This window comes from Pseudomonas sp. D2002, from assembly GCF_013385735.1.
Taxonomy (GTDB): domain Bacteria; phylum Pseudomonadota; class Gammaproteobacteria; order Pseudomonadales; family Pseudomonadaceae; genus Aquipseudomonas.
Genome location: NZ_JACAPL010000003.1, coordinates 977797 through 996409, shown reverse-complemented (window position 1 = coordinate 996409; position 18613 = coordinate 977797). Strand labels below are relative to the sequence as shown.

The 18613-nt window shown below is 60.3% G+C and carries 15 protein-coding genes; 11 read left to right on the top strand and 4 right to left on the bottom strand.

Annotated elements, in window-relative coordinates; all coding sequences use genetic code 11:
* Positions 1 to 17: 17 nt before the first annotated feature.
* The 3 genes from gatB to gatC are packed head-to-tail and all read right to left on the bottom strand — an operon-like array spanning position 18 to position 3229.
* Positions 18 to 1463, bottom strand: coding sequence for an Asp-tRNA(Asn)/Glu-tRNA(Gln) amidotransferase subunit GatB (gene gatB / locus HX783_RS07855; RefSeq protein ID WP_159954244.1), 1446 nt, complete (start codon positions 1461 to 1463; stop codon positions 18 to 20).
* A 10-nt stretch (positions 1464 to 1473) separates the two neighbouring features.
* Entirely contained in the window at positions 1474 to 2925 is a 1452-nt protein-coding gene (gene gatA, locus HX783_RS07850; protein ID WP_177016509.1) for an Asp-tRNA(Asn)/Glu-tRNA(Gln) amidotransferase subunit GatA, read from the bottom strand.
* A gap of 16 nt (positions 2926 to 2941) precedes the next feature.
* Positions 2942 to 3229 carry an Asp-tRNA(Asn)/Glu-tRNA(Gln) amidotransferase subunit GatC gene (gatC, locus tag HX783_RS07845; protein WP_003171764.1) on the bottom strand — a complete coding sequence of 96 codons (288 nt, stop codon included), beginning with the start codon at positions 3227 to 3229 and terminating at the stop codon, positions 2942 to 2944.
* 210 nt (positions 3230 to 3439) lie between these two features.
* Between gatC and mreB the strand changes: the two genes are divergently transcribed.
* The 8 genes from mreB to tldD all read left to right on the top strand — a co-directional run bounded on the left by mreB (position 3440) and on the right by tldD (position 14656).
* Positions 3440 to 4477 carry a rod shape-determining protein MreB gene (mreB, locus tag HX783_RS07840; protein WP_002555108.1) on the top strand — a complete coding sequence of 346 codons (1038 nt, stop codon included), beginning with the start codon at positions 3440 to 3442 and terminating at the stop codon, positions 4475 to 4477.
* Positions 4478 to 4616: 139 nt separating this feature from the next.
* Positions 4617 to 5744 carry a rod shape-determining protein MreC gene (mreC, locus tag HX783_RS07835; protein WP_177016656.1) on the top strand — a complete coding sequence of 376 codons (1128 nt, stop codon included), beginning with the start codon at positions 4617 to 4619 and terminating at the stop codon, positions 5742 to 5744.
* Positions 5744 to 6232 (top strand): rod shape-determining protein MreD, encoded by a 489-nt coding sequence (mreD, locus tag HX783_RS07830; protein WP_017138250.1) that lies wholly within the window; start codon positions 5744 to 5746, stop codon positions 6230 to 6232. The genes mreC and mreD overlap by 1 nt, the downstream gene beginning before the upstream one ends.
* A gap of 51 nt (positions 6233 to 6283) precedes the next feature.
* A complete protein-coding gene (locus HX783_RS07825) occupies positions 6284 to 6880 on the top strand; it encodes a nucleoside triphosphate pyrophosphatase (RefSeq protein ID WP_177016508.1) in 597 nt (198 codons plus the stop codon).
* 70 nt (positions 6881 to 6950) lie between these two features.
* Positions 6951 to 8408, top strand: coding sequence for a ribonuclease G (gene rng, locus HX783_RS07820; RefSeq protein WP_159954247.1), 1458 nt, complete (start codon positions 6951 to 6953; stop codon positions 8406 to 8408).
* A gap of 76 nt (positions 8409 to 8484) precedes the next feature.
* Entirely contained in the window at positions 8485 to 12300 is a 3816-nt protein-coding gene (locus tag HX783_RS07815) for a YhdP family protein (protein ID WP_177016507.1), read from the top strand.
* Positions 12301 to 12348: 48 nt separating this feature from the next.
* Positions 12349 to 13197: a carbon-nitrogen hydrolase family protein gene (locus tag HX783_RS07810; RefSeq protein WP_177016506.1), complete on the top strand. Its 849-nt coding sequence runs from the start codon at positions 12349 to 12351 to the stop codon at positions 13195 to 13197.
* A 16-nt stretch (positions 13198 to 13213) separates the two neighbouring features.
* Positions 13214 to 14656 carry a metalloprotease TldD gene (tldD, locus tag HX783_RS07805; RefSeq protein ID WP_159954250.1) on the top strand — a complete coding sequence of 481 codons (1443 nt, stop codon included), beginning with the start codon at positions 13214 to 13216 and terminating at the stop codon, positions 14654 to 14656.
* A 45-nt stretch (positions 14657 to 14701) separates the two neighbouring features.
* Here tldD and yjgA read toward each other — a convergent pair whose 3' ends face one another.
* A complete protein-coding gene (gene yjgA, locus HX783_RS07800; protein WP_017138246.1) occupies positions 14702 to 15223 on the bottom strand; it encodes a ribosome biogenesis factor YjgA in 522 nt (173 codons plus the stop codon).
* A gap of 108 nt (positions 15224 to 15331) precedes the next feature.
* Between yjgA and pmbA the strand changes: the two genes are divergently transcribed.
* The 3 genes from pmbA to HX783_RS07785 all read left to right on the top strand — a co-directional run bounded on the left by pmbA (position 15332) and on the right by HX783_RS07785 (position 18592).
* Positions 15332 to 16678 carry a metalloprotease PmbA gene (gene pmbA, locus HX783_RS07795; RefSeq protein ID WP_177016505.1) on the top strand — a complete coding sequence of 449 codons (1347 nt, stop codon included), beginning with the start codon at positions 15332 to 15334 and terminating at the stop codon, positions 16676 to 16678.
* Between the two features lie 149 nt (positions 16679 to 16827).
* Positions 16828 to 17223 (top strand): FagA protein, encoded by a 396-nt coding sequence (locus HX783_RS07790; RefSeq protein WP_177016504.1) that lies wholly within the window; start codon positions 16828 to 16830, stop codon positions 17221 to 17223.
* Complete coding sequence (locus HX783_RS07785; protein WP_159954253.1) at positions 17216 to 18592, top strand: aspartate ammonia-lyase; 1377 nt, start codon at positions 17216 to 17218, stop codon at positions 18590 to 18592. The genes HX783_RS07790 and HX783_RS07785 overlap by 8 nt, the downstream gene beginning before the upstream one ends.
* Positions 18593 to 18613 lie beyond the last annotated feature (21 nt).

The window sequence follows — 18613 nt, the reverse complement described above, 5'->3', positions numbered from 1 at the left end:
ACGATCAGTGTTGCGAATCAGCCTTCGAGCTTGCTCTTCAGCAGTTCGTTCACTTGTTGCGGGTTGGCCTTGCCTTTGGACGCTTTCATTGCCTGGCCGACAAAGAAGCCGAACATCTTGCCGCGCTTGGCTTCGTCGGCGGCGCGGTATTGCTCGACCTGTTCGGCGTTGGCCGCCAGCATTTCATCGAGTACGGCCGAAATCGCGCCGCTGTCGGTGACTTGCTTGAGGCCGCGCTTCTCGATGATGTCGTCGGCATTGCCTTCACCGCTGGCCATGGCTTCAAACACGGTCTTGGCGATTTTGCCGGAGATGGTGTTGTCCTTGATGCGCAGCAGCATGCCGCCCAGTTGCTCGGCGGTGACAGGGGCTTCGTCGATTTCCAGGCCCTGTTTGTTCAACAGGCTGCCCAGCTCAACCATCACCCAGTTGGCTGCCAACTTGGCGTCGCCGGCAATGCTCACGACTTTTTCGAAGTAGTTGGCTTGCTCACGGCTGGAAGCCAGCACGCTGGCATCGTAGACCGACAGGCCGAACTGCGCCTGGAAGCGCTCGCGTTTCTGCTGCGGCAATTCCGGCAGGGTGGCGCGGATGTCATTGAGGAACGAATCTTCAAGGACCACCGGCAACAGGTCCGGGTCGGGGAAGTAACGGTAGTCGTTGGCTTCCTCTTTGCTGCGCATGGCGCGGGTTTCGTCTTTGTTCGGGTCGTACAGGCGCGTTTGCTGGATCACCTTGCCGCCGTCTTCGATCAGCTCGATCTGGCGACGCACTTCGCTGTTGATCGCCTTTTCGATAAAGCGGAACGAGTTGACGTTCTTGATCTCGCAGCGGGTGCCGAACTCGACCTGGCCTTTTGGACGGATCGACACGTTGCAGTCGCAGCGCAGCGAGCCTTCGGCCATGTTGCCATCGCAGATGCCCAGGTAACGCACCAGCGCGTGGATGGTCTTGACGTAGGCCACGGCCTCCTTGGCGCTGCGCATGTCCGGCTCGGATACGATTTCCAGCAACGGCGTGCCGGCACGGTTCAAGTCGATGCCGGTAGCGCCCGGGAATTCTTCGTGCAGGCTCTTGCCGGCGTCTTCTTCCAGGTGCGCGCGGGTCACGCCGACACGTTTGATGGTGCCGTCTTCCAGCGGGATGTCCAGGTAGCCCTTGCCGACGATCGGCAACTCCATCTGGCTGATCTGGTAGCCCTTGGGCAGGTCCGGGTAGAAGTAGTTCTTGCGCGCGAACACGTTGTGCTGGCCGATCTCGGCGTCAATCGCCAGGCCGAACATCACCGCCATGCGCACCGCTTCCTGGTTCAGCACCGGCAAGACGCCGGGCATGCCCAGGTCTACCAGGCTGGCCTGGGTATTCGGCTCGGAGCCGAAGGTGGTGGCGCTACCGGAGAAAATCTTCGATTGGGTGGCGAGCTGGGTATGAATCTCCAGCCCGATCACAACTTCCCATTGCATAGTGTTCTCCTCAGAAGCCGGTAGGGGTGCGGGTGTGCCAGTCGGTGTTCAACTGGTACTGGTGCGCCACATTGAGCAGGCGGCCTTCCTGGAAATACGGGGCGAGCAATTGCACGCCGACCGGCAGGCCATCGACGAAACCGGCGGGCATGGACAAGCCCGGCAAGCCCGCGAGGTTGGCGGTGATGGTGTACAGGTCTTCCAGGTACTCGGCGATCGGGTCGCCGGTCTTGGCGCCGATCTTCCAGGCCGGGTTTGGCGTGGTTGGGCCGAGGATCACGTCGACTTCTTCGAAGGCGGCCATGAAGTCGTTCTTCACCAGACGACGGATTTTTTGCGCCTTGAGGTAGTAGGCGTCGTAGTAGCCGGCCGACAGGGCGTAGGCACCGACCATGATCCGGCGTTGTACTTCGGCACCGAAGCCTTCGCCACGGGAGCGTTTGTACAGGTCGGTGAGGTCTTTCGGGTTTTCACAGCGATAGCCGAAGCGCACGCCGTCAAAGCGCGACAGGTTGGAAGAGGCTTCTGCCGGCGCGATCACGTAGTACGCAGGAATCGCGTGCTGGTTGTTCGGCAGGCTGATTTCCTTGATCACGGCGCCGAGCTTTTCCAGCTCCTTGACGCTGTTGTGCACCAGTTCGGCGATACGCGGGTCGAGGCCGGCGCTGAAATACTCTTTCGGCACGCCGATGCGCAGGCCTTTGATCGAGGTATTCAGGCTGGCGCTGTAGTCCGGCACTGGCTCATCGATGCTGGTGGAGTCCTGTGTGTCGAACCCGGCCATACCTTGTAACAAAATCGCGCAGTCTTCAGCAGTGCGCGCCAGAGGGCCGCCCTGATCCAGGCTGGACGCGTAGGCGATCATGCCCCAACGGGAAACGCGACCGTAGGTCGGCTTCAAGCCGGTGAGGTTGGTGAAGGCCGCTGGCTGGCGGATCGAGCCACCGGTGTCAGTGGCTGTAGCGGCCGGCAGGAAGCGCGCGGCAACGGCGGCAGCCGAACCGCCGGACGAACCGCCGGGCACGTGTTCCAGGTTCCACGGGTTTTTTACCGCGCCGTAGTAGCTGGATTCGTTGGCCGAACCCATGGCGAACTCGTCCATGTTGGTCTTGCCCAGGGTCACGGCCCCGGCGGCAGCCAGCTTGGACACCACGGTGGCGTCGTAGGGTGCTTTAAAATTGTCGAGCATCTTCGAGCCGCAACTGGTGCGAATGCCCTGGGTGCAGAACAAGTCTTTGTGGGCGATTGGTGCGCCCAGCAGTGCGCCATTCTCACCGTTGGCGCGACGAACGTCGGCGGCCTTGGCCTGGCTCAGGGCCAGCTCTTCGGTGAGGCTGATGAAGCTGTTGACCTTGGGATCGTGCTCGGCAATGCGCGCAAGCAGGGTCTTGGTCAGCTCTTCGGAAGAAAACTTTTTGTCGGCGAGACCGCGGGCGATCTCGGCCAGAGTCATGTGATGCATGAAAGGCTCTTTCCCTTTAGTCGATGACTTTCGGAACCAGGTACAGGCCGTTTTCGACCGCTGGCGCGATGGACTGGTAGGCTTCGCGATTATTTCGCTCGGTCACAACGTCTGCGCGCAGGCGCTGGCTGGCTTCCAGCGGGTGAGCCAGGGGCTCGATGCCGTCGGTATTGACGGCCTGCATTTGGTCAACCAGCCCGAGAATGCTGTTCAGGGCTGCGGTGGTCTGTGGAAGATCGGCTTCATTCAAGCCAAGCGAGGCCAGATGAGCGATTTTTTCCACGTCGGAGCGTTCAAGCGCCATGGGATTCTCCAGTGGAAAACAGAACGGAGGGCGTCCGTGTGTTAGATTGTCGGAACACTACCGCATTTCTACGGTCATATGGCCGCGATTGTGGGGGTTGGTGCACAGAAAGTCGGCCAATTTAGCACATTGGCGCCTTGCCCAAAATCCCTGTCGTTGTTAGAGTTTGCCGCACTTTTTTACCCACGCGTTGCCTAGGGTCCTTTCCCCATGTTCAAGAAACTGCGTGGCATGTTTTCCAGCGATCTTTCCATTGACCTGGGCACTGCCAACACCCTTATTTACGTGCGCGAGCGCGGAATCGTTCTGAATGAGCCATCGGTTGTGGCCATTCGGACCCATGGTAATCAGAAAAGTGTCGTTGCCGTTGGCACCGAGGCCAAGCGCATGCTCGGCCGAACACCAGGCAATATTGCTGCCATTCGTCCGATGAAAGACGGCGTGATCGCCGACTTCAGTGTCTGCGAGAAGATGCTGCAGTATTTCATCAACAAGGTTCACGAAAACAGTTTCCTGCAGCCCAGCCCTCGTGTGCTGATCTGCGTTCCGTGCAAGTCCACCCAGGTTGAGCGTCGTGCCATCCGTGAATCGGCCCTTGGCGCCGGCGCACGTGAAGTGTTCCTGATCGAAGAGCCAATGGCTGCTGCGATCGGTGCCGGCCTGCCGGTTGAAGAAGCACGCGGTTCGATGGTGGTGGATATCGGTGGTGGTACTACCGAAATCGCCCTGATTTCCCTGAACGGTGTGGTGTATGCCGAATCCGTACGCGTAGGCGGCGACCGCTTCGACGAAGCGATCATCACCTATGTGCGCCGTAACTACGGCAGCCTGATCGGCGAATCAACCGCCGAGCGTATCAAGCAGGAAATCGGCACCGCCTACCCAGGCGGCGAAGTGCGCGAAGTTGATGTTCGCGGTCGCAACCTGGCCGAAGGCGTTCCACGTGCCTTCACCCTGAACTCCAATGAAGTGCTGGAAGCTCTGCAAGAGTCCCTGGCCACCATCGTTCAGGCCGTGAAAAGCGCCCTGGAGCAATCGCCTCCGGAACTGGCTTCCGATATCGCCGAGCGTGGCCTGGTGCTGACCGGTGGTGGTGCCTTGCTGCGTGACCTCGACAAACTGCTGGCCCAGGAAACCGGCCTGCCGGTAATCGTCGCCGAAGACCCGCTGACCTGCGTCGCCCGTGGCGGTGGCCGTGCACTGGAAATGATGGATAAACACACCATGGACCTGCTCTCCAGCGAATAAGATTGCCTGGATGGTTCATGCTTCGTCCGCAGGCAGCACTTTGCAGTGCTGCCTGTTGGCGTTTATCTTCTTCAATCTGCATCCAGGCCGGTTTGATGCCGTATGAATAAAGAGAACATTTGCCTGGGAGGAGCGGCTTATTAAACCGCTTTTCGCCAAAGGCCCCTCATTGGGCGTGCGCTTATTGGTGCTGGTCGTGCTTTCGGTCGCGCTGATGGTGGTCGATGCCCGCTTTGCACTGCTCAAGCCCGTGCGTAGCCAGATGTCGCTGGTGTTGATGCAGACTTACTGGATCACCGACCTGCCGCAACGTCTCTACCAGGGCGTGGCCAGCCAATTCGGCAGCCGCACTGAGCTGGTCGCCGAGAACGAAAAACTCAAGACTGAAAACCTGCTGCTGCAGGGGCGCATGCAAAAGCTGGCGGCCCTCACCGAGCAGAACGTTCGGCTGCGCGAGTTGCTCAATTCTTCCGCACTGGTCAACGAGAAGGTCGAAGTGGCCGAGTTGATCGGCATGGACCCAAATCCGTTTACCCATCGCATCATCATCAACAAGGGTGAGCGCGACGGTGTGGTCCTTGGCCAGCCGGTGCTCGATGCCCGTGGCCTGATGGGCCAGGTGGTCGAGTTGATGCCCTACACCTCGCGGGTATTGCTGCTGACGGACACCACCCACAGCATCCCGGTGCAGGTGAATCGCAACGGCTTGCGCGCGATTGCCAGCGGTACCGGTAACCCGGAGCGCCTTGAGTTGCGCCATGTTGCCGATACTGCCGACATCAAGGAAGGCGACCTGTTGGTCAGTTCCGGCCTGGGCCAGCGCTTCCCGGCGGGTTACCCGGTGGCGACGGTGAAGGAAGTGATCCACGATTCCGGTCAGCCGTTCGCCATCGTGCGTGCCGTGCCGACGGCTGCCTTGAACCGTAGCCGCTACCTGCTGCTGGTGTTCAGTGACAACCGCACCCCCGAAGAGCGGGCCAATGACGCCGCCCAGGCGCAGGAAGCGGAAGACAAGCAGAACGGCGCCGTACCCACCATCCCCGCTACGGTGCCGAAACCGGCGTTTGTCGGGCCGCCCGCACCGTCGGCAACCCCGGCCGCACCCGTCGCGACGCCTGCCAAGCCAGCAGCTCACAGCACGCGTGCGGCCAAACCACCGGCGTCTACACCCGCTGCCACCGCGCCAGCGGCTAAACCGCCTGCTGCCACACCGGCAACCCGGCCAGCGGCTACCGCCCCGGCAACCACGCGGCAGAGGGAGGAATAATGGCCGGTACTCATTCGCGCAATGGCTGGATCGTCTGGCTGACGTTCGCAATCGGTTTGCTGCTCAGCGTTTCGCCGCTGCCGCAATTCATGGAAATCCTGCGTCCTTTATGGCTGGCCTTGCTGCTGGCTTTCTGGTCGCTGACCTTGCCGCATAAAGTCGGGATGGTCACCGCGATGTGCCTGGGCTTGGCGGAAGATGTGCTCTATGGCACCTTGCTGGGCCAGAACGCGTTGATCCTCACCCTGATCACCTTCCTGGTGCTGTCGTTGCAACAACGCTTGCGCATGTTCCCGATGTGGCAGCAGTGCCTGGTGATCCTGGTGATCTTCGGCCTGGCGCAGTTGGTGCAACTGTGGCTCAGCGCCTTGACCGGTAACCGCCAGCCGACCCTGGCGTTGGTGCTGCCGGCGCTGGTCAGTGCGTTGCTGTGGCCATGGGTCAGTTTCGGTCTGCGTGGATTACGTCGTCGCTACAAAATCAATTGAATGGATTGCGAGGCTCTGCCTGGTTATCGAACCCTACAGGGAGAGTCTGGAATGAATTCGCTTTATCTGGCCTCGGGCTCCCCAAGGCGGCGTGAACTGCTGACCCAGATCGGTGTGCCCTTCACCGTGGTCAGCGCCGCTATTGATGAAACTCCTCTTACAAACGAACCTGCTGTGGCCTACGTCGAGCGCCTTGCGCGCGGCAAGGCTACGGCGGGTTTTGCTGCGCTTGAACGCACCGCGGACACCTGCGTGCTGGGCGCTGACACGGCCGTGATCGTAGATGGGCAGATCCTCGGCAAGCCGGTGGATCAGGCCGACGCCCTGGCGATGTTGATGGCCTTGGCCGGGCGTGAGCACGAGGTGCTGACCGCCATTGCCGTCACCGACGGTTCGCGCTGCGAAACACGCTGTGTAAGCAGTCGTGTACGGTTTCGCGGTATTTCTGTCGAGGAGGCGACAACCTACTGGCACAGTGGCGAACCTCAGGACAAGGCAGGCGGCTATGCTATCCAGGGGCTTGGTTCGGTGTTTGTCGCCGGGCTCAATGGCAGTTATTCCGCCGTGGTAGGCCTGCCGGTGTGCGAAACCGCGCAACTGCTTGGCCAATTCGGCATACCCTGTTGGCAAAACCTTACCGCGCGCTGAACGCCTTACTTGCGCGCCAAGCCTTAAGCGATCGGTCACTATTGTGAAAACGCCTGAACGAGACCCAGCCATGAGTGAAGAGATTCTGATCAATATCACGCCGATGGAATCGCGCGTGGCGGTGGTAGAGAACGGTGTTCTGCAAGAAGTGCACGTCGAGCGCACCCAGAAGCGCGGCATTGTCGGCAATATCTATAAAGGCAAAGTGGTACGCGTGTTGCCGGGGATGCAGGCTGCTTTCGTCGATATCGGCCTGGACCGCGCGGCGTTTATCCATGCCTCGGAAATCTCCTTGCGCGAAGGCCCGGCGGTCGAAAGCATCAGTGCGCTGGTGCATGAAGGGCAGAGCCTGGTGGTGCAAGTCACCAAGGACCCTATCGGCTCAAAGGGCGCGCGGCTGACGACTCAGCTGTCGATTCCTTCGCGTTACCTGGTGTACATGCCGCGCACCGCCCACGTCGGCATTTCCTTGAAGATCGAAGATGAAGCCGAGCGTGAGCGCCTGAAAAAGGTGGTCAGCGACTGCGTGGCTGCCGAAGGCATCAAGGAAGCGGGTGGCTTTATCCTGCGCACCGCCGCAGAAGGCGCCGGTGCCGATGAAATCCTCATGGATATCCGCTACCTGCGGCGTTTGTGGGACCAGATCGGCGCGCAGATCAAAACCATCGGCGCACCAAGCGTAATCTATGAAGACCTCGGCCTGGCCCTGCGCACCCTGCGCGATCTGGTCAGCCCGAAGATTGAGAAAATTCGCATCGATTCGCGGGAAACTTTCCAGCGCACCACGCAATTTGTCGCCGAATTGATGCCGGAAATTGCCGATCGCCTGGAGCACTACCCTGGCGAACGGCCGATTTTCGACTTGTATGGCGTTGAAGACGAGATCCAGAAAGCTCTGGAGCGCAAGGTGCCGCTCAAGTCCGGCGGCTATCTGGTGGTCGACCCGGCGGAAGCCATGACCACCATTGACGTCAACACCGGCGCGTTCGTTGGCCACCGCAACCTCGAAGAGACTATCTTCAAGACCAATCTCGAGGCGGCCACCGCCATTGCCCGTCAGATGCGCCTGCGCAACATGGGCGGCATCATCATCATTGACTTCATCGACATGGAAGACGAAGAACATCAGCGCCAGGTGCTGCGCACGCTCGAGAAGCAACTGGAACGCGATCACGCCAAGACCAATATCATCGGCATCACCGAGCTTGGCCTGGTGCAGATGACCCGCAAGCGTACCCGCGAAAGCCTCGAGCAAGTGCTCTGCGAGCCTTGCAGCAGTTGCCAGGGACGCGGCAAGTTAAAGACCCCGGAAACGGTTTGCTACGAGATTTTCCGCGAAATCTTACGGGAGGCACGCGCCTATCAAGCCGAAGGTTATAGAGTGCTCGCCAACCAGAAAGTGGTTGATCGGTTGCTGGATGAGGAGTCCGGTAACGTCGCAGAACTGGAGGTTTTTATCGGGCGCACGATTCGCTTCCAGGTCGAAACCATGTATTCCCAGGAACAATACGACGTGGTGCTGCTCTGATCCCCAATCGCTTTCTTTCTTCGAGACCGGCAGACCTTGATCTGCCGTCCGCTAACTGCCTTGAGGGTCGCCTGACATGGAGCGTCTGAAACGCTTTTTTGCCGCTTTGACCCGTTGGGGCCTGGGCTTGTGCGCCTTGCTGCTGGTGTTGGCAGCGGTGTACGTGAGCCTGGGTCGTGAATTGACCCCGCTGGTGGCTGAATACCGCGCCGAAATCGAAGCCAAGGCCCAGGCCGCGGTGGATATGCCCGTGCACATCGGCAGCCTGGAAGGGCGCTGGAGCGGCTTCGCGCCGGTGCTGCTGGCCCACGACGTGATGGTCGGCGAGGGCAGCAGTGCCTTGCGCCTTGACCAGGTTGAAGTGGTGCCGGATCTGTGGGCCAGCTTGATGGCGCGCGAAGTGCGCATTGCCCACCTGGAAGTCAGTGGCCTGCAATTGAGCGTCAAGGAAGACAAGGATGGCCGTTGGGCGCTGCAAGGCTTGCCGGTGCAGGATGACCAGCCGCTCGACCCGGAGCAATTGCTCACACGTATGCAAATGGTCAAGCGTGTGTCGTTGCTCGATAGCCAAGTCACCTTGCAACCCTTCGACCAGTCGCCGCTGACCCTGACTTACGTGGGCCTGAGCCTGCACACCGGCGCCACCCGCCAACGCCTCGATGCCCGCCTGACCTTGCCTGATGGCCAGCCTCTTGCCCTGAGCCTGCGCAGCCGAATTCGCGCCAGCCAATGGAAAGACGGCCAAGTCGAAGCCTACCTGAGCCTGCCCCAAAGCGATTGGGCAAAATGGATTCCGGCCAAGCTGACCCAGCAGTGGAAACTCACCCAATTCAAAGCGGGTGGCGAGTTCTGGCTGACCTGGGCAAAGGGCGCTGTGCAAAGCGCAGCGGTGCGCCTCAATTCACCTCAGGTGAAGGGCAGCTACGCCGAGCGCAAGCCGGTGCATATTGAAAACCTTGCCCTGACAGCTTACCTGCAACGCAGCGATACCGGCCTCAAGGTGCTGTTTGATTCGCTGGCGATGAACATCGGTGAGGCGCGCTGGGAGTCACGCCTGCAATTGCAGCAGAGCCTGGCTACCGACAAGGACCTGGAAGTCTGGAAGCTGCAGGCTGATCGCCTCAACCTGACGCCCATCACGCCGCTGCTGAATGCCTTGGCACCCTTGCCTGAAGGCTTTGCCAAAACCATAGAACACCTCAAAGCCACCGGCTTGCTGCGCAATGTGTTGGTGGATTTCCGCCCCCAGGACACCAGCGACCAGAAGGTCAGCTTTGCCGCAAACCTGGAGCGCATCGGCTTCGATGCTTACCTTGGGGCGCCAGCCGCGCGGAACGTGTCCGGCAGCATCAGCGGCGACCTGGGCCACGGCGAACTGCGCATGGACAGCAAGGACTTTTCCTTGCACCTGTTCCCGATCTTCGCCAAACCCTGGCAGTACATCCAGGCCAACGCGCGCCTGACGTGGAAGCTGGATAAGGAAAGCTTCACCCTGATCGCTCCGTACATCAAGGTGCTGGGCGAGGAGGGCAAGGTTGCTGCGGACTTCCTGATTCGTCTGCATTTTGACCACAGCCAGGAAGACTACATGGACCTGCGGGTCGGCATGGTCGATGGCGATGGCCGTTTCACGCCCAAGTACCTGCCAGCGGTGTTGAGCCCGTCACTGGATGAATGGCTGCGCACGGCGATTCTCAAGGGTGCGGTTGACCAGGGTTTCTTCCAGTACCAAGGCTCGCTGAACCACGATGCATTGCCGGCTGCACGCAATATCAGCCTGTTCTTCAAGGTGCATGACGCCGAACTGGCATTCCAGCCGGGCTGGCCCCATGTGAGCAAGGTCAATGGCGAAGTGTTCGTTGAGGAGAGTGGCGTACGCATCCTGGCGAGCAAGGGCCAGTTGCTCGACACCAAGGTCAAGGACGTCTACGTCAACATTCCTCACGCGCCGGCCGGAAAGGACAGTCACCTGCTGATCACCGGTGGGTTTGCCGGCGGTTTGGGCGATGGCTTGAAAATCCTCCAGGATGCGCCGATAGGCACCGGCTCGACCTTTGCCGGGTGGAAAGGCGAGGGTGACCTGCAAGGCTCGCTGGACCTGGACATTCCATTGGCCAAGGGCACTGAGCCGAAGATTGTGGTGGATTTCCAGACCGACAAGTCCCGCCTGCAATTGGCCGAGCCGACCCTGGACCTGACTCAGCTCAAAGGTAATTTCCGCTTCGACAGTGCCAAGGGCTTGAGTGGTCAGAACATCTCGGCGCAGGCGTTTGACCGACCGATCACTGCGCAAATCTTCGCTGATGGCAAGCCGGGCAATATCAGTACGCGCGTTACCGCCAAAGGCCAAGTCACGGTTAAACGCCTGACGGACTGGTTAAAAATCAGCCAGCCAATGCCGGTGTCCGGCGATATTCCCTATCAACTGCAACTGACCCTGGATGGCGCCGATAGCCAGCTGATGGTCAGCTCCACCATGAAGGGCGTAGCGGTCGATTTGCCAGCACCGTTTGGCATGCCCGCCAGCCAGGGTCGCGACAGCGTGTTCCGCATGACTTTGCAGGGCCCCGAGCGTCGCTACTGGTTCGACTACGGCGAGCTGGCGAGCTTTACCTTTGCCTCGCCACCCGACAAATTCAATGATGGCCGCGGGGAGTTGTTCCTGGGTGATGGGAGTGCCGTGCTCCCGGCTGCCAAAGGCCTGCGCATTCGCGGTGTGTTGTCTGAGCTGGACATCGACCCTTGGAAAAAACTGGTAAACCGCTACGCCGGCAATGATCCAGGCGGCAGTGCCAAGCAACTGCTCAGTAGCGCAGATTTCAAGGTAGGCAAACTGACCGGTTTTGGTACGCAGTTTGATCAGGTCAATCTGCAATTGGATCGTAAGCCGGCTGCCTGGGGTTTGCAGTTCGACAGCCAGCAGGCCAAAGGCGCTGTGAACCTGCCGGATGCCAAGGGTGCACCTATTGCGATCAACTTGCAGTACGTGAAATTGCCGGCGGTGGACCCGACGGTGCAGGCGGATGAGAATGCGCCGGACCCGTTGGCTGATATTGATCCAAAAGACATCCCTGCCCTGGATATAGCCATCAATCAGTTGTTCCAGGGGCCGGACCTGGTGGGGGCCTGGTCGCTGAAGATCCGGCCAACCGCCAAAGGGCTGGCCTTCAACAACCTGGACCTGGGCCTCAAAGGCATGCAACTCAAGGGTGCCGGTGGCTGGGAAGGTGCGCCGGGCGCCAGCAGCAGTTGGTACAAAGGCCGCCTGGATGGCAAGAACATCGCCGATGTACTCAAGGGCTGGGGCTTTGCGCCAACGGTGACCAGCGAGGACTTCCACCTCGACGTGGACGGTCGCTGGCCGGGTTCGCCGGCCTGGGTTGGGCCCAAGCGTTTCTCCGGCAGCCTGGATGCGGCGTTCCGCAAAGGCCAGTTCGTTGAGGTTGAAGGTGGTGCCCAAGCCCTGCGGGTGTTTGGTTTGCTGAACTTCAACTCTATTGGGCGCCGTTTGCGACTGGACTTCTCGGACTTGTTGGGCAAAGGCTTGAGTTATGACCGGGTCAAAGGTTTGTTGGCCGCCAGCAATGGCGTGTTCGTGACCCGTGAGCCCATCACCATGACTGGGCCATCCACTAACCTTGAGCTAAATGGCACGTTGGACCTGGTCGCTGACCGGGTCGATGCCAAGCTGCTGGTTACATTGCCGGTGACCAATAACCTGCCGATTGCCGCGTTGATCGTGGGGGCGCCGGCCATTGGTGGCGCGCTGTTCCTGATCGACAAGTTGATCGGTGACCGCGTGTCGCGTTTCGCCAGCGTGCAATACAAGGTGCAAGGCCCTTGGAAGGATCCAAAAATCACCTTCGACAAGCCATTTGAAAAACCAAACTGAGAGCCTGTGGAGTAGCATGGCCGCATGCCCTTTACGGAGTGTCGGCCTATGTCCCTTGCGGTAATTCAAATGGTCAGCCAGAGCGATGTTCTGGCCAACCTGGCCCAGGCCCGGCGCTTGCTGGAACAAGCGGCGGCAGGCGGTGCGAAGCTGGCAGTGCTGCCGGAAAACTTCGCCGCCATGGGCCGCCGTGACGTAGCCGATATCGGTCGCGCCGAAGCATTAGGCGAAGGCCCGATCCTGCCATGGTTGAAACAGACGGCCCGCGACCTCACCTTATGGATAGTGGCCGGCACATTGCCGTTGCCGCCCAAGGACCAACCCACCGCCAAGTCCAACGCTTGCTCGCTGCTGATCGACGATCAGGGCGAAATCGTTGCCCGTTACGACAAGCTGCACCTGTTCGATGTCGACGTGGCGGATGCTCGAGGTCGTTATCGCGAATCCGACGACTATGCTTTCGGTGGCAATGTGGTGGTGGCGGACACGCCGGTGGGGCGTTTGGGCCTGACGGTGTGCTACGACTTGCGCTTCCCCGAGCTGTACAGCGAGTTGCGCGCGGCGGGGGCTGAATTGATTACCGCGCCCTCGGCCTTTACAGCCGTAACCGGTGCTGCGCATTGGGATGTACTGATTCGTGCGCGTGCCATCGAAACCCAGTGCTATCTGCTGGCGGCCGCTCAAGGCGGCGTACATCCAGGCCCGCGTGAAACCTACGGCCACGCGGCGATTGTCGACCCTTGGGGGCGTGTGCTGACACAACAGGATCAAGGCGAAGCGGTGTTACTGGCCGAACGCGACAGCAGTGAACAGGCGTCGATACGGGCGCGCATGCCGGTGGTCAACCATCGGCGCTTTTTCTCGCAGGGCGCGCAGCGGCCTGCCTCGGAACGATGAATTTAAGGCCAAACCTATGAGCGAGTTGTTGTCCTCAGTCAGTGAACACCTCCTGGCACCCGGTGGCGTGACCATCGAAAGTTTGCAAACCGTGCTCGGCGATCTGGCCGGGCCAGGCATCGACGCAGCCGACCTGTATTTCCAGGGGCAGATTTCCGAGTCCTGGGCTCTGGAAGACGGCATCGTCAAGGAAGGCAGCTTCAACCTTGACCAAGGTGTGGGCGTGCGCGCGCAATCCGGTGAAAAGACCGGTTTTGCCTACAGCAACGCAATCACCCCTGAAGCCCTGGGCCTGGCGGCGCGTGCGGCGCGCTCGATTTCCCGCGCCGGCCAGAACGGTACGGTGCAGGCGTTCAGCACTCAGGACGTGGCGCAGTTGTATGCCCCGGACAATCCCCTTGAAGTGATCAGCCGCGCGGAAAAAGTTGATTTGCTCAAGCGTATCGACGCCGCTACCCGCGCGCTCGACCCGCGCATCCAGCAAGTCACGGTGAGCATGGCCGGCGTTTGGGAACGCATTCTGGTGGCGTCCACTGACGGTGGCCTGGCGGCGGATGTGCGGCCGCTGGTACGGTTTAACGTCAGTGTGATCGTCGAACAGAACGGTCGCCGCGAGCGCGGTGGCCATGGCGGCGGCGGGCGTACCGACTACCGTTATTTCCTCGCTGAAGACCGCGCCATGGGTTACGCCCGTGAAGCGCTGCGCCAGGCGCTGGTCAACCTGGAGGCCATTCCGGCGCCGGCGGGTACGTTGCCGGTGGTATTGGGTTCGGGTTGGTCCGGGGTTCTACTCCACGAAGCGGTGGGCCATGGCCTTGAAGGCGACTTCAACCGCAAGGGCAGTTCCGCCTACAGCGGGCGCATGGGCGAAATGGTCGCGTCCAAGCTGTGCACCATTGTCGATGACGGCACCCTGGCCGGTCGCCGTGGCTCGCTGAGCGTCGACGACGAAGGCACGCCCACCGAGTGCACCACGCTGATTGAAAACGGCGTGCTCAAGGGCTACATGCAAGACAAGCTCAATGCTCGCCTGATGGGCGTGGCGCGCACCGGTAACGGCCGTCGCGAGTCCTACGCGCACCTGCCGATGCCACGCATGACCAACACCTACATGCTCGGCGGCGAAAGCGACCCGGCAGAAATCATAGCCTCGGTAAAACGCGGGATCTACTGCGCCAACCTCGGCGGCGGCCAGGTGGATATCACCAGCGGCAAGTTTGTGTTCTCCACCAGCGAGGCGTACCTGATCGAAGACGGCAAGATTACCGCGCCGGTCAAGGGGGCGACGTTGATTGGTAACGGGCCGGAAGCCATGAGCAAGGTGTCGATGGTCGGTAACGACCTGTCGCTGGACAGCGGCGTGGGCACATGCGGGAAGGATGGGCAGTCGGTGCCAGTCGGCGTAGGCCAGCCAACCCTGAAAATTGATGCGATCACCGTGGGTGGCACGGGGTCGTAAGGGCCGGAGCTTCGGGTGGCGGAGGTCGCCACCCGGGGAAGAGGATCAGCGCAGACCGCGTTGAGTCTCGTCCAGCTCACGGATGTACTTGAAGATTTTACGGCTGGTGGCCGGCGCCTTGTTATGCGCCTGCTCGTGCTGAGCCTGACGGATCAGGGAGCGCAGTTGCTGGCGGTCAGCATCCGGGTAGTCCAGCACGAATTTCTCCAGCACCGCGTCATCGCCCGAGATCAGGCGGTCACGCCAACGTTCCAGGTTATGGAAACGTTCGTTGTACTGGCGAGTGGAGGCATCGGTTTGATCAAGCAACGCCAGAATCGCGTCAGTGTCCTGATCGCGCATCAGCTTGCCGATAAACATGATGTGCCGTTTACGCGCGATATTCGCGGTGTGCTTGGGTGCATCCGCAAGCGCCCGGCGCATTTCGTCGGTCAGTGGCAGTTTTGCAATCAAGTCTTTCTTGAGCGTTGTAAGGCGCTCGCCGAGGTCAACCAGAGCATGCAGCTCACGTTTGACCTGGGTTTTGCTTTTCTCCCCATCGAGGGAGTCGTCGTAAGAATCAACCATGGTGGCAGTCCGCAAAGAAACGCCGCCATGATAACCAGTCGGGGGCCGCTTGTCCGGCCCGGTCGCTCGATGGCCTTAACCGAAAGCAGAATTTGAGTGGAGAAAACCATGAGTGCAGCCCAAAGCGTCGGTCCGCAAGCGTTACCGGCACTGCAGGAACAAGTCGAGCAGATCCTTGCCGAGGCCAAGCGCCAGGGGGCCAGTGCCTGTGAAGTGGCGGTGTCGCTGGAGCAGGGGCTGTCGACGTCGGTACGCCAGCGCGAAGTGGAAACCGTTGAGTTCAACCGTGACCAGGGTTTCGGTATCACCTTGTATTCGGGGCAGCGCAAGGGCTCGGCCAGCACGTCGGCCAGCGGGCCGGAGGCGATTCGTGAAACTGTCGCCGCGGCATTGGCAATTGCCAAACACACCTCTGAAGACGAAAGCTCAGGTCTCGCCGACAAAGCGTTGATGGCGAAGGACTTGAAGGATTTCGATCTGTTTCACGCCTGGGACATCACGCCTGAACAGGCGATCGAATTGGCGCTGACCTGCGAAGCGGCGGCCTTTGATGCCGACCCCCGTATCAAAAATGCTGACGGCACCACGTTGAACACGCATCAGGGCTGCCGTGTATACGGCAACAGCCATGGTTTTATCGGTGGTTACGCCTCCACTCGGCACAGCCTGAGCTGCGTGATGATCGCCGAAGCCGATGGCCAGATGCAGCGTGATTACTGGTACGACGTGAGCCGTAAGGGCGAATTGCTGGCGGACCCGGTCAGCATTGGCCAGCGCGCGGCGCAGCGTGCGGCGAGCCGTCTGGGCGCGCGCCCGGTGCCGACCTGTGAAGTGCCTGTGCTGTTTTCGGCCGAACTCGCAGGTGGCCTGTTCGGCAGCTTCCTGGGCGCCATCTCGGGTGGCAATCTGTACCGCAAGTCCTCATTCCTTGAGGGGGCAATCGGCCAGAAGCTGTTTCCTGAGTGGTTGACCATCGATGAGCGTCCGCACCTGATGCGCGCAATGGGCAGTGCGGCGTTCGACGGTGATGGCCTGGCGACCTATGCCAAACCGTTCGTCGAGAAGGGCGAGTTGGTGTCCTATGTCCTGGGTACTTACTCCGGTCGCAAACTCGGCCTGCCAAGCACCGCCAACGCCGGTGGCGTGCACAACCTGTTCGTGACCCATGGCGACGAGGACCAGGCTGCGCTGTTGCGTCGTATGGGCAGAGGTTTGCTGGTCACCGAATTGATGGGCAGTGGCCTGAATATGGTGACTGGTGATTACTCACGTGGCGCGGCGGGTTTCTGGGTGGAAAACGGTGAGATTCAGTTCGCCGTTCAGGAAGTGACCATTGCTGGCAACATGCGCGATATGTTCAAGCAAATCGTCGCGGTGGGTAATGACTTGGAATTGCGCAGCAACATTCGTACGGGGTCGGTACTGATCGAGCGGATGACTGTCGCCGGTAGCTAAAACACCACCACGCTCCACTAAAAAGGCGCGCCATCCTACAGATGGCGCGCCTTTTTTATGCCTGTGTCACAGGTGGATTCATGTGCCACTCTTGTTTTGATTCTCAATATCATTTAATAATAAATATCATTACCGAATGAGTGTGGATCATGAGTTCTGTCCTGCATGAGGATCCGTACCTGGAAAGCTGGCGCTGGATGAGTCGTCAGATTCGCTGCGGCCTCGATCCCAATGAACCTCGCCTGATCGAACATTACCTCAACGAGGGTCGATACCTGGCGTGTTGCACCGCGACGCATCCATGGACGATTGCCGAAACATCCTTCCGCCTGTTGATCGACACTGCCAGTGATATCGCCTTGCCTTGGCATTGGCGATCCACGTGTCTCGACCAAGCGTGGCGCCCGCTGCGCGACCTGGAAAACCTCTCTCACTGTGCCTGCCGCCTAAAGCGCTGGCAGACCTTTGCCTGGCAATTGGCAACTTGCGAATTGCTGCCTTCCATTTCTGTTTCTGACCTGGTGCAAGGATCCTCCGATGAGTAACACCCGTATCGAACGCGACAGCATGGGCGAACTGCAGGTGCCGGCCGAGGCCTTGTATGGCGCGCAAACCCAGCGCGCGGTGAACAATTTTCCGATCAGCAACCAACGCATGCCGAAGCAATTTATTCGCGCGCTGATCCTGGCCAAGGCCGCCGCCGCCAAGGTCAATGTCGACCTCAAGCAGATCAGCGAAAGCCAAGGCAAGGCCATCGTCGATGCCGCCCAAGGCTTGCTGGAAGGCGATTTCATGCCGCACTTCCCGGTGGATATCTTCCAGACCGGTTCCGGCACCAGCTCCAACATGAACGCCAACGAAGTGATTGCGACCCTGGCCACACGGCTGTTGGGCGAGACGGTCAACCCCAACGACCATGTCAATTGTGGCCAAAGCAGCAACGACATCATTCCGACCACGATCCACGTCAGCGCCGCATTGGTGCTGCACGAGCAAACGCTGCCGGCCCTGCTGCATCTGGTCCAGGTAATCGAACACAAGGCCGAGGAGGTTCACCCGTACATCAAGACCGGCCGCACTCACCTGATGGACGCCATGCCGGTGCGCATGAGCCAGGTGCTCAATGGTTGGGCGCAACAGCTCAAGGCCAATATCGGCCACTTGCAAGACCTGCTGCCGAGCTTGCAGGCCCTGGCCCAGGGCGGTACGGCGGTCGGCACGGGGATCAACGCGCACCCTGAATTCGCGGCACGTTTCAGCCAACAACTGAGCAGCCTCACTGGCGTGAAGTTCACGCCGGGCAAAAACCTGTTCGCATTGATCGGCTCTCAGGACACGGCCGTCGCCGTCTCCGGCCAGCTGAAAGCCACCGCGGTCTCGCTGATGAAAATCGCCAATGACCTGCGCTGGATGAACTCCGGCCCGCTTGCAGGTCTGGGTGAAATCGAGCTGGAAGGCCTGCAGCCAGGCTCCTCGATCATGCCGGGCAAAGTCAACCCGGTGATTCCGGAGGCGACCGCCATGGTCGCGGCCCAGGTGATCGGCAATGACACGGTCATTACCGTCGCCGGCCAATCCGGTAACTTCGAGCTGAATGTGATGCTGCCGATCATTGCCCAGAACCTGCTAGGCAGCCTCGAACTGCTGGCCAATGCCAGCCGCTTACTGGCCGACAAGGCCATCGCCAGCTTCAAGGTCAACGAAGCCAAGCTCAAGGAGGCGCTGTCGCGCAACCCGATCCTGGTCACCGCACTTAACCCAATCATTGGTTACCAAAAAGCCGCTGAAATCGCCAAGAAGGCCTATCAGCAGGGCCGTCCGGTCATTGACGTCGCCCTCGAGCACACCGACCTGCCCCGCAGCCAGCTTGAGATCCTATTGGATCCGGAAAAGCTCACGGCTGGCGGCGTGTAATCACCGACTCTGCTTTGGAGG